The organism is Microcystis sp. M_QC_C_20170808_M3Col (genome assembly GCF_007095505.1).
In the GTDB taxonomy this organism is placed as follows: domain Bacteria; phylum Cyanobacteriota; class Cyanobacteriia; order Cyanobacteriales; family Microcystaceae; genus Microcystis.
Map to the genome: position 1 here is coordinate 1 of NZ_SFBY01000138.1, position 15,513 is coordinate 15,513.

Annotated in this window: 17 protein-coding genes; 5 read left to right on the forward strand and 12 right to left on the reverse strand. The window is 42.8% G+C overall.

The annotated features are described in order from the left end of the window. Positions 1 to 114: 114 nt before the first annotated feature. Positions 115 to 462 carry a DUF4347 domain-containing protein gene (locus EWV84_RS06400; protein ID WP_287077248.1) on the reverse strand — a complete coding sequence of 116 codons (348 nt, stop codon included), beginning with the start codon at positions 460 to 462 and terminating at the stop codon, positions 115 to 117. A gap of 211 nt (positions 463 to 673) precedes the next feature. Between EWV84_RS06400 and EWV84_RS06405 the strand changes: the two genes are divergently transcribed. After that, positions 674 to 1,564: an alpha/beta fold hydrolase gene (locus tag EWV84_RS06405; RefSeq protein WP_287077250.1), complete on the forward strand. Its 891-nt coding sequence runs from the start codon at positions 674 to 676 to the stop codon at positions 1,562 to 1,564. A gap of 6 nt (positions 1,565 to 1,570) precedes the next feature. Here EWV84_RS06405 and EWV84_RS06410 read toward each other — a convergent pair whose 3' ends face one another. Beyond that, the gene (locus EWV84_RS06410; RefSeq protein ID WP_287077251.1) at positions 1,571 to 2,401 is read right to left on the reverse strand and encodes a hypothetical protein; all 831 of its coding nucleotides are present in this window, start codon (positions 2,399 to 2,401) and stop codon (positions 1,571 to 1,573) included. Positions 2,402 to 2,694: 293 nt separating this feature from the next. Between EWV84_RS06410 and EWV84_RS06415 the strand changes: the two genes are divergently transcribed. Continuing rightward, positions 2,695 to 2,931 carry a ferredoxin-thioredoxin reductase variable chain gene (locus tag EWV84_RS06415; protein WP_287077253.1) on the forward strand — a complete coding sequence of 79 codons (237 nt, stop codon included), beginning with the start codon at positions 2,695 to 2,697 and terminating at the stop codon, positions 2,929 to 2,931. A 16-nt stretch (positions 2,932 to 2,947) separates the two neighbouring features. Here the strand turns inward: EWV84_RS06415 and tyrS are convergent, their stop codons facing one another. Then, entirely contained in the window at positions 2,948 to 4,165 is a 1,218-nt protein-coding gene (tyrS, locus tag EWV84_RS06420; RefSeq protein ID WP_287077255.1) for a tyrosine--tRNA ligase, read from the reverse strand. 197 nt (positions 4,166 to 4,362) lie between these two features. Between tyrS and EWV84_RS06425 the strand changes: the two genes are divergently transcribed. Together EWV84_RS06425 and EWV84_RS06430 are read left to right on the forward strand one after the other, a co-directional pair. Then, entirely contained in the window at positions 4,363 to 6,048 is a 1,686-nt protein-coding gene (locus EWV84_RS06425; RefSeq protein ID WP_287077257.1) for a glycosyltransferase, read from the forward strand. Positions 6,049 to 6,120: 72 nt separating this feature from the next. Further along, positions 6,121 to 6,345 (forward strand): ferredoxin family protein, encoded by a 225-nt coding sequence (locus EWV84_RS06430; RefSeq protein ID WP_286825919.1) that lies wholly within the window; start codon positions 6,121 to 6,123, stop codon positions 6,343 to 6,345. A gap of 58 nt (positions 6,346 to 6,403) precedes the next feature. Here EWV84_RS06430 and EWV84_RS06435 read toward each other — a convergent pair whose 3' ends face one another. Next, positions 6,404 to 6,529, reverse strand: a complete 126-nt coding sequence (locus EWV84_RS06435) for a hypothetical protein (protein ID WP_287077259.1) — start codon at positions 6,527 to 6,529, stop codon at positions 6,404 to 6,406. 39 nt (positions 6,530 to 6,568) lie between these two features. Between EWV84_RS06435 and EWV84_RS06440 the strand changes: the two genes are divergently transcribed. Next, on the forward strand, positions 6,569 to 7,306 hold the full coding sequence (locus EWV84_RS06440; protein ID WP_287077260.1) for an ABC transporter ATP-binding protein: 738 nt from the start codon (positions 6,569 to 6,571) through the stop codon (positions 7,304 to 7,306). Between the two features lie 153 nt (positions 7,307 to 7,459). On the opposite strand, the gene EWV84_RS06445 is transcribed toward EWV84_RS06440, so the two are convergent. From EWV84_RS06445 to hoxE, 8 genes are all read right to left on the reverse strand, one after another. Then, positions 7,460 to 8,536, reverse strand: coding sequence for an alanine/ornithine racemase family PLP-dependent enzyme (locus tag EWV84_RS06445; protein WP_287077261.1), 1,077 nt, complete (start codon positions 8,534 to 8,536; stop codon positions 7,460 to 7,462). A gap of 4 nt (positions 8,537 to 8,540) precedes the next feature. Continuing rightward, positions 8,541 to 9,701 (reverse strand): N-acetyltransferase DgcN family protein, encoded by a 1,161-nt coding sequence (locus tag EWV84_RS06450; protein WP_287683296.1) that lies wholly within the window; start codon positions 9,699 to 9,701, stop codon positions 8,541 to 8,543. Positions 9,702 to 9,723: 22 nt separating this feature from the next. Next, positions 9,724 to 9,933, reverse strand: coding sequence for a DUF3134 family protein (locus tag EWV84_RS06455; RefSeq protein ID WP_286824777.1), 210 nt, complete (start codon positions 9,931 to 9,933; stop codon positions 9,724 to 9,726). Between the two features lie 252 nt (positions 9,934 to 10,185). Further along, entirely contained in the window at positions 10,186 to 10,494 is a 309-nt protein-coding gene (gene psb34 / locus EWV84_RS06460) for a photosystem II assembly protein Psb34 (RefSeq protein WP_002783665.1), read from the reverse strand. 173 nt (positions 10,495 to 10,667) lie between these two features. Next, the gene (locus tag EWV84_RS06465; RefSeq protein ID WP_286824779.1) at positions 10,668 to 12,041 is read right to left on the reverse strand and encodes a gluconeogenesis factor YvcK family protein; all 1,374 of its coding nucleotides are present in this window, start codon (positions 12,039 to 12,041) and stop codon (positions 10,668 to 10,670) included. A 73-nt stretch (positions 12,042 to 12,114) separates the two neighbouring features. Then, positions 12,115 to 12,600 (reverse strand): Tic20 family protein, encoded by a 486-nt coding sequence (locus tag EWV84_RS06470; protein WP_002786850.1) that lies wholly within the window; start codon positions 12,598 to 12,600, stop codon positions 12,115 to 12,117. A gap of 95 nt (positions 12,601 to 12,695) precedes the next feature. Then, positions 12,696 to 14,303: a NuoF family protein gene (locus tag EWV84_RS06475; RefSeq protein ID WP_287077268.1), complete on the reverse strand. Its 1,608-nt coding sequence runs from the start codon at positions 14,301 to 14,303 to the stop codon at positions 12,696 to 12,698. Between the two features lie 28 nt (positions 14,304 to 14,331). Then, positions 14,332 to 14,841 carry a bidirectional hydrogenase complex protein HoxE gene (gene hoxE / locus EWV84_RS06480; protein WP_286824782.1) on the reverse strand — a complete coding sequence of 170 codons (510 nt, stop codon included), beginning with the start codon at positions 14,839 to 14,841 and terminating at the stop codon, positions 14,332 to 14,334. Positions 14,842 to 15,513 lie beyond the last annotated feature (672 nt).

Genomic DNA, 15,513 nt, shown 5'->3' on the forward strand with positions numbered 1-15,513 from the left:
TTTTTGTCCAATCAATTAATTGGTGAACTTCAGGAAAAAAGAAGCATAAAAACGCTTCAAAATACTCGGTTAATGCTTCTTTCCAGGGTTCATCATAATTGGCGGTTGTTGGGTTCATTTGAGTTGTTTGCTTACTCGTAGGCTATGAAGCACGATAGCGTAACGCACCGATTTAATAATAGAGGTGGTGGTGGTAATCTGGGGATTTTGTGGTAAAAAAGCGGATATTTGTTCGATTCCGTCTTGATTGGGAGTGAGAATAACGGTGGCGACTTCTGGAATTACTCCAGCTTGGAGACTTTGATAATCGGTAACACCAGCATCGAGGAAAACTACGGTAGCGGTTAAACGCTGATTTCTCACACTATCCACCTGATTAGCTTGACTCAAGCCATCAGATTGAGCGAAATTGAACAAAACATCGTCAACAGCAGCAAGGCTCGGCAACAGGGTAGAAGTCATGACATTAACCTCAAGGGATGAATGCGACTATTTTGTGCAAACAATCGCCAATCTTTCAAGGGTGCTATAACAAAAATTAACATTTATACAAGAAAACGGGTTTCTCAAAGAAACCCGTTTTCTAAAAATGCTTCAAAATATTCGCTTAATGCTTCTTTCCTGACAGTATATATTAAGAAAAGCAACAAATGCTTTATAGATAAACAAAAATATGCAGCAAATTCTAGGATTAGAGACACAACCAAAAATCTGGTATTGGCGGGGATTCAAAATCACCTATCAAAGTGCGGGGGAGACAGGGCCAGCGATCGTGCTTGTGCATGGATTTGGGGCATCTTGGGGACATTGGCGGAAAAATATCCCCGTTTTAGGCGAAAAATGTCGCTGTTTTGCCCTAGATTTAATTGGTTTTGGCGGTTCCGACAAACCCGAACCGAAAAACGAGATCGATTACACTTTCGAGACTTGGGGGGCGCAAATTGCCGATTTTTGTCGGGAAGTGGTGGGGGGTCCTGCTTTTTTGGCGGGTAATTCTATCGGTTGTGTGGCCATCATGCAGGCTGCCGTCGATCATCCCGATTTTGTCCTTGGAGTGGCGGCGATTAATTGTTCCCTCAGACTACTGCACGAAAGAAAACGGGGTAAATTACCCTGGTATCGTCGTTTCGGGGCGGATATTGCCCAAATAATTCTCAAAAATAAAGCAATTGGGGCTTTTTTCTTCCAACAGATCGCTAAACCCCAGACAGTGCGTAAAATTCTCCTGCAAGCTTATCGGCGCTCGGAAGCGGTAACGGAGGAATTAGTAGAAATAATCTTAAAACCCGCCAGAGATCAGGGAGCGATCGAGGTTTTCCTCGCTTTTACCGGTTATTCTGGCGGCCCACTGCCGGAAGACCTGCTGCCGATTCTCCCCTGTCGGGCTATTCTGCTTTGGGGTAGCGAAGATCCCTGGGAACCCTTGCCCTTGGGCCAAGAATTAGCACGATTCCCGACAGTAAAACAGTTTATCCCCTTAGCCGGTTTAGGCCACTGTCCCCAGGATGAAGCCCCAGAAATAGTTAATCCGATTTTATTAGACTTCCTACAAGCTCAAATCTAAGTTCCTCTAGTAACCAGAAGGCTGGGCATTAATGGGTTGTTGGATGGAGAAACCTCGGTTAATACTTTGAGGTGGGACTTGATTGGGGGTGCCATTATTGTTGGGCGGCATTCCCTGATTGGGATAACCAGTGACGTTAGGTTGACTGCCGTAGACGGGGGCCTGATATACAGGAGGTTGATAATAATTGGATTGGTTACTAGAGCTAGAGACCGGGTTAGGGTTGGCATTATTCCACGAGGATGGGGGTGGAACATTTTGTTGATCAGGGGAATTATTCCCCTGGGGGTTGACTTGATTCGGGCTGCCCCCGGGGTTGGGATTAGGAGAATTATTCAAGTTAGCAGTCCGCGAGCGATTTTCGATTTCCCTTTGTAAAGGATAATTGCTAGTGTCGCCACTAATCGGTCGCACTTGAATCGGTTGCAGACTTTTACTAGCCTTCGGTGGCTGATTTTGCTTAGTCTGCGGCATTAACGGGGTGAATAAAGAGCTTTTCTGGTTGTTATCGGGATTAGTATTTAAAGGGTCAAAAGGCTGCGTCGAGGCCGGTTTGTTCGGGCGAGCGGTATTATTATGGGCAGGAATGGCCGGCAATGGTACAGTAGTGGGGAGAGGAGTATCGGTAATCTGGTTAGCCCGGATTTCCCGCTCCTCCAAGGACATTCCTGGGGTATCTAATACCGAACCCAACCATTCAGGATTCTGTTGATATACCCACAAAGCAATTAGAGCCAAGGAAAATATTCCTAACGGTAGCCAAAATAAAGGTTGGGCAAAGGGTTTTAATCCTGCCAAGAAATAGCGCATGGAAGAAGAATCTTTATAGTCACTCATACCGCTTCACTCTCTATAGGTTTTCCCCCATGCTATCAAATCAGTGAGCAGTTATCAGTTTTTGAGCCCTCAGCCGTCAGCCTTGCACAACAGGTGACGCTTATGTTCCTACCAGTATTGCTGCTTAGGAACAAAAGTATCGTCAACGCCCCCTTTCTTATCTGGAGAAAAAAGCTCAGGCTCTAGGTTTCAATCTTAAGAGTTTTCAGTTCCCCGTTCCCTGATATAGCGTACAATGATAAGATTGTCTTCAAAGATACAATAAATAGGCGTTTGTCTTCGCTAGAGAGTTTATGAAAGTTGGCGATCGAGTTCGTGTAATTGAGTCTGTGGTAGTTTATCACCATCCTGAACATAAATCAGATCCTTTTGACGTGAAAGGACTAGAGGGAGAGGTGAAAGGGATTGTCACCGAATGGCGTGGTAGAGCGGTTAGCGCCAACCTACCCGTCCTCGTCGAGTTCAGTAAAAAGTTTAAAGCCCATTTTCGAGATTTTGAGTTAGAAATCCGGGAAAAAGCCGCCGAATAGGGACTTTTTCGCCTATTTAAGCTACGAAGCGAATAAATTTATTTTTGCCCACCTGTAGGACTTTTCCCGTTAAAGCTTCGGCTGTCTCAAAACTTTTGTCCACATCGGTGATTTTCTCACTATCGATTCTCACCGCGCCCCCCTGAATCTGTCTTCTCCCTTCGCCGCTACTTTTACATAAGCCAGTGGCCGAGAGAAGATAGAATAATTTCAGGGGAAAAGTGACCGCTGCTAGGGAAAATTCGGGTACAGAAGCAGCTGCTGCCGTATTTCCCTGTAGAACTATCTCCTGCGCCGTTTTTTGTGCTTTTAATGCCTCCTCTTCTCCGTGAAACTGGGCAACTACCTCGATCGCCAGTTGTTTTTGTGCCTCTCGCGGATTACTCTGCATAGCATCTAAGGGCAAATTTGTCAATAGTTCGTAATAATCTTTTAACAAAGCGTCGGGGGTTTTTTCCAGTTTCGAGTACATGGACAGGGCCGATTCCCGCAATCCCACATAATTATTCAGGGATTTGGACATTTTTTGACTGCCATCGGTTCCGATTAAAATCGGTAAAAGTAGCCCGAATTGCGGTTTTTTACCGAAATATTTCTGCAAATCACGACCGACGGCAATATTAAATTTTTGATCAGTTCCTCCCAATTCGACATCGGCCTCGACAGCTACGGAATCATAACCCTGCATTAAGGGATAGAGAAATTCATGGAGAAAAATCGGGGTTTCCTGGTCGTAGCGTTCGGAAAAGCCTTCTTTTGCCAACATTTGCCCGACGGTCATGGTTGAGAGGAGTTCGAGAATTTGCGATAGGTCTAATTTCCGCAACCATTCCGAGTTATAGCGAATTTCTAGGCGATTAGGCGTGTTAAAATCTAAAATTGGGCGTAATTGTGCCAGATAATTCTCGGCATTGGCTCTCACTTCTTCGATGGTCAATTGTTTTCTAACTTCCGATTTTCCGGTCGGATCGCCGATTCTAGCGGTAAAATCACCAATAATCACCACTGCTACATGACCGGCATCCTGGAAAGCACGCAGTTTCCGAAAAGGAATACTATGACCTAGATGAATATCGCTGCCAGTGGGGTCAATACCTAGTTTAATTCTTAGGGGGCGATCGGTAGTTTGCAGTAGTTGGGTTAAATTTTCCCTAGGATCTTGGGAGTCGGGTTGATGGGGGAATAGGTCACTGGTTCCACGGGTTAGCCAGTCTAGGGAGGAAGATACGGTCATTGTTGCTCAATTTCCACAGCCTTCCCATTATAGTTTTTTATTATGTCAAGTAACAAGCCAAAGGTAAATAAACTGGTATCTTCAATAGGAGTCGATAACATCTTGACAATTCTCCCGATCAAATATAGAGTCTTAAAATCTTCTTTTTCAAAATTATCAAAAAATTTCCCTGTCTTGAATTGCGATCAGATAAGCCGATGAATCCTAGTTTTAATAACTCTATACCAGTGCAGAGGATCAAAGTTTCTGTAATTGTTTCTACCTATAAATCAGCGGAGTTTATCCGGGGTTGTCTAGAGGATTTAGTTACTCAAACTCTTTATCAAAAGGGAGAAGTAGAAATTATTATTATCGATAGTGCTTCTCCGGAGAATGAAGGGGAGATTATCCAAGAGTTTCAAGAAAATTATCCTAATATTATTTACCAGAGGACTAGAGAACGAGAAACCCTCTACCGCGCTTGGAATCGTGCTATTAAACTAGCTAGGGGTTCCTATATCACCAATGGGAATACTGATGATCGTCGCTGTTTTAATGCTCTGGAAATTATGGCTAATTATCTAGATAACAATAGAGAGATTAGCTTGGTTTATGCCGATCAATTAATTACCACCCTCAAAAATGACACTTTTGCCACCACCCCAGCTTTAAAACATTGGAATTGGCCAAATTACTCCTATCAACAGATGCGTCAAGGTTGTTGTGTGGGTTCTCAACCAATGTGGCGAAAAATGCTGCACGATAAATATGGTTATTTTCAGGAAAATTTTCGCTGTGCCGGTGATTACGAATTTTGGTTAAGAATCGGCATTCAAGGGGAAAAAATGGCTTTAATTCCTGAGATTTTAGGGTTATATTATTTAAATCTCCAAGGCTTAGAACATGGCAGTAATGGTCAAGCATTACAGGAACATTATCAAGTGTGTAAAATCTATGAAATTCCTCACCCAGACATTAAGGATATAGAAATTAAAACAAATCTCGTTAAGATGGAAGATTTAGGCATAATTTTACAGGAAGATGAGCGAGAAAAATTACAAACAATTCAAGCTATCTCCCGGAAAAGATGCCCAATTATTGTTATTGATGGCGTGATCTTTCAAATCGATCAAGGAAAATTAGCCAGGGTTTGGTCTTCAATTCTAGAGCATTGGAGTCAATTAGAAATTAGTCAATACATTGTTATTTTAGATAGAAATAACACCGCACCAAGATGGGAAGAATTTAAATATTGGCCTGCGGAATCCTACGATTATAATTGTACGGGAAAGGATGCCAGAAAAATTCAAGCTATTTGCGATCGCCTACAGGCAAATTTATTTATTTCCACTTTTTATACCAGTCCCTTAAACACTCCTTCTCTACTTTTGCTTGCTGATGAATTCCCAGGAGAAAACGGCAATTTACCAGTAGATTTAGAAAAACACTATGCAATTTTATCCGCTTCTATAATCATCGCTTTTTCCTCTGATATTGCCCAAGATTTAAGAAAGTTATACCCCAAAATTTCCAGCAAAAAAATTGATATTATCGAGTTTTTTGAAGTTAATCAAAAAATAGCGGAAGAAATCACTGATTTTCTCTGGTATGCGCTCAGTGAAACTAAGGAATCAAGTCAGAATCAAGTCTGGTTAGAGTTAAGAAAATTACAGGAAGCACAACAGATAATGTATCTCAAACAACAGCAAGATTATCATACTATGCAAGGGATGGAAATATCCCTAAAAGAATTAGAAAATAATCATAACTATCTCCAGAAAAATAATCAGAAATTACAGGAAGAAATTAACTATTTGTCCTCCCGTAAGGGAATAGTAAAAACCCTATCGAAAACTTCTATTTTACTTCTTGCTAAGATCAAGAAAAAACTGCCAATATTTTAGGGAATTAAGGGAAAGTTTCCGAACGCGCCTAAAAGTGGTAAAGTAATGTTAAGAATTAGAGGAGAAAACACTGTGCCACATTCGATCGTCACTGAAACTTGTGAAGGGGTTGCCGATTGCGTTTCCGCTTGTCCTGTTGCTTGCATCCATCCCGGACCGGGTAAAAATGTTAAAGGAACCGATTGGTATTGGATTGATTTTGCCACTTGTATCGACTGTGGTATCTGTCTACAAGTATGCCCCGTCGAAGGTGCAATTCTGCCAGAAGAACGTCCCGATTTACAAAAAACTCCCTAATTTATCAGTTATCAGTTATCAGTTATCAGTTATCAGATGTGAGTTTTCATTTCACTGATTACTGTTCACTGAAAATGCTCCCCACTTCCCCACTTCCCCACTTCCCCACTTCCCCACTTCCCCACTTCCCCACTTCCCCACTTCCCCACTTCCCCACTTCCCCACTTCCGAATTCATAATTCATAATTCATATTACTCTCTCCTATCTCCTTTTTACTTTACCATGGATTATCTTTTAGAAGTTGAACAAGTTTATGCTGGTTATGTGCAGGATTTATACATATTGCAAGGGGTTAACTTTCGCATTGCACCGAGGGAATTAGTCACGGTTATCGGTCCCAATGGTGCGGGAAAATCTACCCTAGCTAAGACGATTTTTGGTTTATTAAAACCCAGTGCTGGAACTATCACTTTTAAGGGACAAAATATCGCCGGTTGGAAATCTAATCAAATCGTTCCCCTCGGAATGGGTTATGTTCCCCAAATTGCTAATGTTTTTCCATCCCTGAGCATTGAAGAAAACCTTGAAATGGGAGCTTTTACGAGCAAAGGAAATATAAAATCTTTAAAAGAGCGCATTTATGCCATGTTTCCCCGTTTGCTCGATCGCCGTCGTCAGAAAGCTGGCACTTTATCCGGAGGAGAAAGACAGATGTTAGCCATGGGAAGAGCGCTGATGTTGCAGCCAGATTTATTAATTCTCGATGAACCTTCGGCAGCTTTATCTCCTATTTTAGTAACCAGCGTTTTTGAGCAGATAAAAGCAATTAATCAGACGGGAACTGCAATTATTTTAGTGGAACAGAATGCCAAAAAAGCCCTAATGATGTCCGATCGAGGTTATGTTTTAGAAAGTGGTCAAGATCGTTTTCAGGGATCGGGTCAAGATTTGCTCAATAACCCGAAAGTAGGGGAATTATACCTCGGGGCGGCTTATCATGGTGCCAAACGAGATGATTAGGAATTTGTTAAGGATTTAGGGGGATTTTGATTTCTTCCCAGAATTTAGCGATAGGATAGTAATTGAGTACAAATCTCTACGGCGCTGATGTCAAGGTGATAAGCCAGCAGACCCTAAATATATCTGTTGATATTTATTAATCGATCAAGACAGTTATGCTACTGCATTGAGAGCATAACTTTTAGTAATAAAAGGAGAAGTCATGGCGGTTAAAAGTCCTCCGTAATCAAGATTAAAACTGACTTCGCTTCCTACTTTTAACCTCTTGTTATGACTATCAAGAACTAGATGATCGCTACTAGAACCTAATATTTTTATATCCTGACTTGTTTGTAATCCAGAGATAAGAATATCCTGTCTTCCTAATGCAATAATAACTCGACGGTGAATGCCTTGGTCGATAAAGCCTGGAACATTACCAAAAGCGTCTCGACCAATTTCTCCAGAGGGTAGAGATGGTTTATCTTTGGATTCGATTACTTCAGCAATTAACCGAAAAGCATCGGTATATAAGCCTGGTATCAGTTGTCGATTAACTGTTTCACAACCTAATAAAATTGATTCTCCTAAACGCAGATTATTAATCCGACCAACTTCGCTACTTTTTTGATACCATTGATAGTTAGCAGAATTGCCTCCTGAAATAATCGGTAATTTTATTAAAAATTCCTGCTCAATTGTATCTGTTAACACAGATAATTTACTCATATTATGGCTATCAGGTTTAATACCTCCATAACAAGCCAAATTACAACCCAGTCCAATAATTTTGATAAAGGGAAAAGCGAGGGTTTTTTTGATGAACTTGACGAGATCTTTCGGCAGTACACCTTCGCGTAAATCCCCTAACTCCGTCATGATAATAATTCGGTGTATTTTTTGCTTTTCTTGAGCATAATAGGAAAGTTCCTGAATTGTTGCTAATTCTGTATTTAAGCTGATATCTGCAATGTTAACCACTGATTCTGCTTGACTCAAGGCAGTACGCAACAGAACAAAAGTTGTCACTATTCCTGCTTGTTTCATTTTGAGAATATTTTCGATTCGAGAGTCAGCGATAAAGTTGACTCCACCTTGAATCATCGCCAAGGCGATCGAGGGATCACCCAAAATCGCTTTGGAAACTCCCATCACAGAAAGTCCCTTGCTGCCGTAGAATTGGCAGAGTAAACGAGCATTATGGCGTATTTTCGGGAGAGAAATCTCGATTCTCGGTAAAATGTCTTTCATCAGCCTATTTGCTCCCAATTGCGGGAATTGCAGCTAAAATTTCCCCTTTGATTTTCCGGTTTAATTTCGGAAAGTGATCGCATAAAGCTTGGACTAATTTCTCACATCCGTGTAACAAAACATCAGTAGTCGGTAACTGAAAATCTCGCTCATATTTGGCAATAATACGCTCAGTGGCTGCTGCAGTGAGATTTTCGTGATTAATCGCAATAGCGATAACTTTAGTGGGAGAAATTGCCTCAATTAGTGAAATTTCTTCCTGTAATTTTGCCATGGCTAAATGAGGAAAATCACAGCGAAATTTTCGGGCTGGGGGATGTTGTAAAATAACCCCATCGGGCATACTTCCTTTCAAAATTCCCACGGAACTCATAAAAGCAGGATGACTCAGAGAACTTTGTCCTTCCACTAAAATAATATCGGGTTTTTCTTGCTCAAAAGCTTGAACCACAGCATTTTCAATTTCACCGATGACAAATTGAGAAACCAAAGCATCGATCGAAACCCCATATCTTGCTCCCTGCATCAAGCTAGTTTGTCCAGTAGCGACTAAGACAGACTTAATACCCAAGCCTTGGAGAGTTTGATTAACTGCTACCGCAGTGGTCATTTTTCCGCAAGCACAATCGGTTCCTAAAAAGGCAATAACGGGTATATTTACTTGGGAAATTTGCCCAGTAAATACATGAAGATCAGCTAATTGTGGTGGTTTACGAATGTCTGTAATTTGCACACCATACTGACTAGCTTGATCCCTAAATTCTAAATCCTCGGAGAAGAATTGATGCAAACCATTAATAATATCCATTCCTTGTGCCATTGCTTCTAAAATTAGCAGCCTTTCTAGGGGGGGAATAAACGCTTCTAAGGGTGCTTTGCCGTAGATATAACAATTGGGAACATCTCTAAGTTTTTCTAAGGCTGTTTGTAAATTAGCAAAAATGGGAATATGATTTTTTTTGTCTCCTAATGCTTCTCCCGCATCTTTTCCTGCTAAGGAACTATCCAGCACACCAACAATTGTATATATTTCTGATTGTCGGATCAAGCCAGCTGCCGTTTTTCCGTCCACACGTCCAAATTGATTTTCACAGTAAATTAAAGCCGTTTTTTTCGTTGATACCACTTTCTTAATCTCCTGAATATTAGATAATTGAAATTTCACTCCTAACTCCCAGTAAGACTATTTATTCCTCTTCTTCTATAGCATAATTATCTGGATCGATAATATCGTCTAGTTCTTCTAAAATTTGCGAATCGGGATGAGCATCAGATTGACGTAATTTTAATCTTCCTGTGCGTTCTAACCAATGGAGAAGGGTTTCTTTGGAAGTTATCTGCATAACAGGAATTGCCTGATAGCGAGGTTCTTGACTAATAGAAGGATTAATTTTCATACCTGTTTAATTTCCTGTGAGAAGTTATCTCTATTGGTTGTTCTATTGTTGATCACGAAGAAACCCACAAAAAACTGAAAAAAATTGTCAAGTTTAGCAAAGTAAAAAAGTTCAGCTGTCAGATTTACTATTTGGAAAGATAGATAGAGTCGGTTCCAATATATGCTCTTGATACTTGGGATGCAGACTCTATGGTGTAAATTAAAGTTTTCTTGTCTCGCTCAACTTAAATGTCAATCCTACGGTTTTTATCTAGCTAACCGAAAAGGTGATTAATAACACCAAAGCAACCAACAAAACCGCCCCTAATCCTTGCAAAATATACCATTTTTGCTGTTCTAAAGATGGGTATTTTGATAGATAAATCTTGGGTTCGCTACCATAGTTATTGATGATTCCTTCATCATCTACTGTATAGCCCTCTGGGAGAGGTATATTAAGTGATTGATAGTTTTGCCCGTTTATATCTAGTTTAACCTCAGCAGGAATTAATTCACTTCCATCGCTTGGGGAATAGACTGTCGCACCTGTCTCTTGATTAGATTTAGTAGAGTAGTGCATGGTCATCTCTCTTGAAAATCTGAGTATAACACAGAATAAGGCGAAATGGTTTTTAGGCTAATTTTTTCCTAGGGCTTTAATCAGCAAATTTGGCTAATGTCGGCAAATTAAAGCAAAAAATACTATTTTATAACTTGACAAAGCTAGATCAAAACATTTAGTCAACTCGCTATTCACTTTTTAGCATACCAACGCCATAAAACTCGGGCTAAACGTTGGGGATCGTGACGAACTTTGGCAGTAACTTCATCTTCTGCCATTACATTCGCTAAAACAATGCGATAACCCATTTTTCCCACTTCCTCGCGATCTAAAAACACAGGATGACTATGCTCTTGGGCGTATAATTGTAGGGATTGGGGCGATGGTGCAGTTTTTTGGGCTAAAACCGCATCAACAATGCGTTCTTCGCAGACTCCTTCGATCGCTCGCAGATGATCGGCTACCGAATAATTATCCGTTTCCCCCGGCTGGGTCATAATATTACAAACATAGATGCGGGGGACTGTCACCCGTGCTAGGGCCTGACGAATTGCGGGAACCAACAAATTAGGGATAATACTGGTATAAAGACTACCCGGCCCGATGATAATATAATCTGCCTCCTTGATTGCCGCTAAAGCAGCCGGTAAAGCGACTGGATCGGCAGGATGACAGCCAATCTGACGAATTTGCCCCATAGCTTCGGTTATCTTCGATTCTCCCTCAATAATGCGCCCATCGGCTAACTTAGCCCAGAGACTAACATCGGTAAGGGTAGCAGGTAGCACTTTGCCGCGAATGGCCAAAACTTTGGCACTAGCATCGATCGCCTGTTCCAGATCGCCAGTAATCTCGGTCATAGCGCTGATAAATAAATTACCAAAACTGTGGCCCGATAAACCATCCCCAGCATGAAAGCGATATTGAAACAATTCCGTTAATAACTTTTCCTCATCGGCCAAAGCGGCGATACAATTGCGAATATCCCCCGGGGGTAAAATGCCCATTTCCCGGCGTAATCGGCCCGAAGAACCGCCATCATCAGCTACGGTGACAATAGCGGTGATATTGGAACTATACTGTTTTAAACCCCGTAAAAGCGTCGATAAACCCGTACCGCCACCGATCACCACAATTTTCGGGCCGCGATGGAGACGACGATGGGTGCGTAGGCGATCGACTAATTCCTCCGATGCGTCCGGTTGTAGTGCTTCTGTAATCGTTTCGACGGTGCGACTCTGACCCCAGAATAACAAAAAGACACCCAACAAAACCGCCAGCGGCCCGGAAACAGAATTGGGGACCAAACGGGCGATCGTTTCTAATGCTTGGGAAACAAACTCTAAAAAGCGATTAACCGGGGTTAATTTTACCCAAATAGCCAAACCGAAGGAGGTGAGAAAAACGCCGCTTAAACTGATTAAAAGCCAGCGTTTGACAAAAAGACCGGGAGAAAGCCATTTAAACCAACGATTAACCCGTTTAGGCGTTTTTCTGCCCACGGAAGCGGCTATTTTCCCCTTCTGAGCGTTGAGTTCCCGTAGGGTCTGTTTAAATGGACTCATAGATGTGGCCTGGCAGCGAACGCATTGATTCTGGAGAGACTGTAGCCGAAAAAGGGGACAAACTCAAGCTGACTTAACCTCCCACTTGAGAATAGGCCGCCTCGGAAATTGTGGGAATATCGGCGTATTTGCCGATAACCGACTGTATAATGCTGTAAACACAGGCGGCAAATGCTCCCAAAAAGACGACATTAAAAAGAGTTTCTACCACTAAATTCGCCCCTAAACCCCTAGCGACGAAACCTAAGGCCAATCCCAATAAATACACCAAAATATCGATTAAAATCGCCTGCATGGTGTTAAACCGGATAAAATGACTGATGCGGGGATTGCGTACCACGGCAAAAAAGAGGACGAAAAAGATAATTAAACTGCCAAAGCTTCCCAGAGAACTATAGAGAAAAGCTAAGGGAGTTAAAACTATTGCTAAGGCCGCTCCTAAAAAAGGAATTTGCTGAAAGATAAAGATACCGAAGGCAAAAGCCGAATATAAGGGTAAAAGATATACTAAAGCTGCAAAAATGCGATCTTTTGTATCGGTTGAGCCGCGCCAAGTCATAATCTATTGTCTCCTGAGACTACTGCTAACTTTCTCCAAGATAACCCGGCTGCTGACCTGACTTGCCGCAGCCGGAAAAATCGATCGAGTTATTCTCAAACAGAGACAGGGTGCTTGCTTTCCTGTAATAGAGCCAGATATTCCTCCTTAAAATAGTGTAGGGTACTTAAAATCGGATTGGGAGCGCTTTGACCAAGACCGCAAAGACTGGTTTCCTTGACCATTTGACAGAGATGTTCTAAGTTTTCGAGGTCGTGAATATCGGCTTTTCGAGCGATAATTTTGGCCAATAATTCAAACATTTGTACTGTTCCCGTGCGACAGGGGATACATTTACCACAGGACTCCTCGCGACAGAATTCCATATAGAATTTCGCCACTTCCACCATACTGGTACTATCATCCATGACCACCATCCCCCCGGATCCCATCATCGAACCGAGTTTGGCTAAGGATTCGTAATCCACGGGAGTATCGAGTAAATTAGCGGGAATACAACCCCCAGACGGGCCGCCGGTTTGCACCGCTTTCACTTGACCATCGGGAACACCACCCCCCATCTCCTCGACAATTTCCCGGAGAGTAATGCCCATTGGCACTTCAATCAGCCCATTATTGCCGATTTTTCCGGTTAAAGCGAAGATTTTTGTCCCTTTACTGGTAGCAGTACCGATATTGGCGTACCAAGCGGCCCCAGAGCGGATAATAGGGGCGATATTAGCGTAGGACTCCACGTTATTAATCAGGGTGGGACAACCATCGAGGCCCGATTGGGCCGGATAGGGGGGACGGGTGCGGGGAGTGCCGCGGCCGCCTTCAATGGAATGGATGAGAGCGGTTTCCTCTCCACAGACAAAAGCTCCCGCCCCGATGCGGATATCCACCTTAAAATCGAAAGTGGACTCGAATACTTGGGAACCCATTAAACCAAATTTTTTGGCCTGATTAATCGCTTTTTGCAGACGATCGATCGCCAGAGGATATTCGGCTCTAACATAGATATAACCATGATCCGCCCCCACGGCATAGGCAGCGATCGCCATTCCCTCCAGGACTAAATGGGGGTCACTTTCCAAAACACTACGGTCCATAAACGCCCCGGGGTCGCCTTCATCCGCATTACAGATAACGTATTTTTGTTTACCCGGTTGTTTAGCCACCGTCGCCCATTTTAAACCAGTGGGATAACCCGCACCGCCCCGGCCACGCAAACCGCTTTTGGTGATTTCCTCCACCACCTGGGCCGGAGTCATCTCGTAGAGGGCCTTGTAGAGAGATTGATAGCCACCGACGGCGATATATTCCTCAATGCGATCGGGATCGATTTTACCGCTATTTTCCCGGACAATTTTGACTTGATGGGAGAAAAAGGGATGTTTGGAGTCCCCTAATTGCACCTCGGTTTTGCCGCCGTTTAAGGCCTCAACAATGCTGGCCGCACTTTCCGGGGTGACTTCTTCGTATAAGAGATCCTGGGGATCCACTTCCACCAACGGACCGCGACCACAAAAACCCATACAACCGACCCCGACCACTTCGACTTTATCCTCTAGGCCTGCCTCTTTGACGGCAGTGGCGAGGTTTTTTTTGATTTGGAGGGAGTTAGCGGCTTGGCAACCGGTGGAAGTGCAACAATGCACCCGGATGCTTTTTTGTCTAGCTTTTTCTTTCTCGGCCACTGCCAATAATTCTTGTAAGTCCATATTCTTCTCAATCCACTAGAGTGAAAAATTACTGGGAGAAACTCTGTAGTTTCGCCAAGACAGTTTCTGAATCTTGTTTAGGGGCCACGACTCCATCGAAGACCACGGCCGGCGCAATCCCACAGGCCCCGATACAACGGGCCGACCCTAGGGAAATTTCTCCATCGGCGGTGGTTTCTCCCACTTTGATATCAAAGCTGTTTTCGATGTCTTCGAGGATTTTGCCGCTGCCTTTGACATAACAAGCGGTCCCCATACAGACGATACAGGTGTGTTTTCCCGCCGGTTTCAGGGAAAAGAGATGATAGAAGGTTGCTACCCCATAGACGCGACTGAGGGGCAGTTTTAGCGCCCGGGCAACGTAGAGGAGAACATCTTCTTCTAGGAATCCAAAGGCTTCTTGCGCTTTGTGCAGGACTTCAATCAGGGCTGATTGATTATATCCTGCCCGCTTCATGGTAATGTCGAGGACTTTGAAGCGTTTATCGCCACTGGGATGCTCTTTTTTCTCCGTTTGACGAGGATTGGCAGTTTGCATAAATCTGAACCAAATAAATTTTAGGGGCGATGACGGGAAAAAGATGGAGAGTTGTCGGTTTTCCTTGCTCATCTCCCTGCTTTTATTCTGACACTGGCTCCGGAGGGCGATCGATAACTTTATCTTTCCTTTAGTTATTGGGGGATAGGGGATTTTTCTGTTATCAGCGACCAGTCAGGGGTTAGGAGATGGGGAGATGGGGTAAAAGGCTGCCCCTTGCCAGAGTGCCTCTGTCAAAAATAGCAATTAATTCTGCACGACTACTTCATTGATGAAGTGGCTCAAGGCAAGTTTGTCAACCCTGAGCAAGTTAATTTTTGTTAAGCCACTTCCCTAACCTGTGGAAGATGAATTTAACCTGTTGTTCAAGAATCTGGACTAAGATATTAAGGCAATGCTGCATTACTCTACTTTAATGCCAACGATAAGAAAGGCAATCGTACTCGATAAGATAAGAAGATGATACTTATTGAATAATAAAGCTATATCCTCCATCAAAATGAACCAAACAACCGCCAATTATGATGAACCCTGGAAAGAAGCTTTAACCGAATATTTTGAAGCGTTTTTATGCTTCTTTTTTGCCGAAGTTCACCAATTAATTGATTGGACAAAACTTCCCGAATCCCTAGAAAAAGAACTCAAACGGATTACCGCTTCAGCAAAGACAAA

What these genes read in the sequence shown, in the direction of transcription:
- psb34 (WP_002783665.1), bottom strand. Translation starts at nt 10,494, where the DNA reads ATGCACTACTCTACTAAATCTAATCAAGAGACAGGTGCGACAGTCTAT.
- EWV84_RS06435 (WP_287077259.1), bottom strand. Translation starts at nt 6,529, where the DNA reads ATGAATTATGAATTCGGAAGTGGGGAAGTGGGGAAGTGGGGAAGTGGG.
- EWV84_RS06425 (WP_287077257.1), top strand. Translation starts at nt 4,363, where the DNA reads ATGAATCCTAGTTTTAATAACTCTATACCAGTGCAGAGGATCAAAGTT.
- EWV84_RS06410 (WP_287077251.1), bottom strand. Translation starts at nt 2,401, where the DNA reads ATGAGTGACTATAAAGATTCTTCTTCCATGCGCTATTTCTTGGCAGGA.
- hoxE (WP_286824782.1), bottom strand. Translation starts at nt 14,841, where the DNA reads ATGCAAACTGCCAATCCTCGTCAAACGGAGAAAAAAGAGCATCCCAGT.
- EWV84_RS06470 (WP_002786850.1), bottom strand. Translation starts at nt 12,600, where the DNA reads ATGACTTGGCGCGGCTCAACCGATACAAAAGATCGCATTTTTGCAGCT.
- EWV84_RS06445 (WP_287077261.1), bottom strand. Translation starts at nt 8,536, where the DNA reads ATGAAAGACATTTTACCGAGAATCGAGATTTCTCTCCCGAAAATACGC.
- EWV84_RS06440 (WP_287077260.1), top strand. Translation starts at nt 6,569, where the DNA reads ATGGATTATCTTTTAGAAGTTGAACAAGTTTATGCTGGTTATGTGCAG.
- EWV84_RS06405 (WP_287077250.1), top strand. Translation starts at nt 674, where the DNA reads ATGCAGCAAATTCTAGGATTAGAGACACAACCAAAAATCTGGTATTGG.
- EWV84_RS06475 (WP_287077268.1), bottom strand. Translation starts at nt 14,303, where the DNA reads ATGGACTTACAAGAATTATTGGCAGTGGCCGAGAAAGAAAAAGCTAGA.
- EWV84_RS06400 (WP_287077248.1), bottom strand. Translation starts at nt 462, where the DNA reads ATGACTTCTACCCTGTTGCCGAGCCTTGCTGCTGTTGACGATGTTTTG.
- EWV84_RS06455 (WP_286824777.1), bottom strand. Translation starts at nt 9,933, where the DNA reads ATGAAAATTAATCCTTCTATTAGTCAAGAACCTCGCTATCAGGCAATT.
- EWV84_RS06465 (WP_286824779.1), bottom strand. Translation starts at nt 12,041, where the DNA reads ATGAGTCCATTTAAACAGACCCTACGGGAACTCAACGCTCAGAAGGGG.
- tyrS (WP_287077255.1), bottom strand. Translation starts at nt 4,165, where the DNA reads ATGACCGTATCTTCCTCCCTAGACTGGCTAACCCGTGGAACCAGTGAC.
- EWV84_RS06415 (WP_287077253.1), top strand. Translation starts at nt 2,695, where the DNA reads ATGAAAGTTGGCGATCGAGTTCGTGTAATTGAGTCTGTGGTAGTTTAT.